This window comes from Streptomyces sp. NPDC005141 (genome assembly GCF_053599975.1).
Window position 1 is genome coordinate 1 of sequence record NZ_JBSFYW010000158.1, and the last position, 1629, is coordinate 1629.

Sequence of the window (1629 nt, forward strand, 5' to 3'; positions counted from 1 at the left end):
AGTCGACCGTTCACCTGCGGTGACGCCCCGCGGGCGTGAAAATCGGTACAGGGGCTGTCCGCCGACGCCGCTTGATGTTTGGGCCGTGAGCCCGCATAGGAGTCTGGTGAGGGAGCCGTCAGAGGGGCCGCACACTGTCGCCTTGAGCACGCCGATCAGCTTCTCCGTTCCCCTCAGGCTCCCCGGGCAGCCCCTGCCCGAACCGGCACGACAGGGGGCACTTCATGGAGGAACTGAGAGAAGACCACGACGACGGAACGGTCGCGCGGGTCGCGGCCATCGACATCGCCAAGGCATCCGGAATGGTCTGCCTGCGCGTCCCGCACGACACCATCGAGGGCCGGCGCATTCAGAAGGTCTGGACGGTCGCCTCGACCACGAACGCCATCCTGGAGCTTGGCGACAAGCTGGTCTGCCAGGGCGTCGAACGGGTCGTCATGGAAGCGACAGGATCGTACTGGCGCCCGTTCTTCTACCTGCTCGAAGCCCGCGGCCTGGACTGCTGGCTGGTCAACGCACGTGACGTGAAGAACGTCCCCGGGCGCCCCAAGACCGACAAGCTGGACGCGGTCTGGCTGGCCAAGCTCGCCGAACGCGGCATGGTCCGGGCCTCGTTCGTCCCGCCCAAGGCCGTCAGGCAGCTGCGGGACTTCACCCGCACCCGCACCGTGTTCGTCCAGGAACGCACCCGCCACAAGCACCGCGTCGACAAGGCTCTGCAGGACGCGCAGATCAAATTGTCCGGCGCTGTCTCGGACCTGTTCGGCATGTCGGGCCGGGCCATGCTCGACGCGATGGTCGCCGGCGAACGCAATCCCCGCACCCTCGCCGACCTGGCGAAGGGCAGCCTGGTCAAAAAGAAGGCTGCGCTCATAGAGGCCCTGACAGGGCAGTTCGAGGAACACCACGCCCGACTGCTTCGGGTGCTGCTGGGCACCGTCGACCATCTCACCGCACAGACCCAGGAACTCGACCGGCTCATCGCCCGCACCCTGGAGGAGGTCACCACCCCTCGCGACGGGCCGGGAGCGGGATTGTCCGCCGGCGGCGTGAACGCCCGCGTCCTGGCCGAGAAGCTGGACGCCGTCCCCGGGATCGGCCCGGCCACCGCGCAGATCATCCTCGCCGAGATCGGCGCGGACATGAGCCGCTTCCCCACCCCCGAACACCTGGTGTCCTGGGCCAAGCTGTGCCCCCGCACGATCCAGTCCGGCGCCAAGAACACCACAGGCCCGGCCGGGCAGGGCAATCCCTGGCTCAAGGGGGCGCTCGGCGAGGCCGCCAACGCCGCCGCCCGCACCGACACCTTCCTCGGCACCCGCTACCGGCGCATCGTCAAACGCCGGGGCCACGCCAAAGCCCTGGTTGCCGTGGCCCGCTCGATACTCGTCATCGCCTGGCACCTGATCAACGACCCGGATGCCTTCTACCAGGAACTCGGCGCCGACTGGCACCAACGCCACCTCAACCCCGCCCGCAAAACTCGCGACCTCGTCCGCCAGCTCCAGGCCCTCGGCCACCAGGTCACCCTCGAACCCGTATCCGCCTGACCGAGCCCACCTCGACATCCGGTCCGCAAGCGGCCCGGATGCTGCCGCCTGCCCTCCCGAACCTCGATTTTCCGATCAG

Annotated in this window: 1 protein-coding gene; it reads left to right on the top strand. The window is 68.6% G+C overall.

Translation table 11 applies throughout. The features are described 5' to 3' along the window. Positions 1–224: 224 nt before the first annotated feature. A complete protein-coding gene (locus ACWD68_RS41825; RefSeq protein WP_451811709.1) occupies positions 225–1550 on the top strand; it encodes an IS110 family transposase in 1326 nt (441 codons plus the stop codon). The last annotated feature ends 79 nt before the right edge of the window (positions 1551–1629 follow it).

Excerpts from the sequence above, each read along its gene's own strand:
- ACWD68_RS41825 (WP_451811709.1), top strand. The coding sequence starts at position 225 with ATGGAGGAACTGAGAGAAGACCACGACGACGGAACGGTCGCGCGGGTC.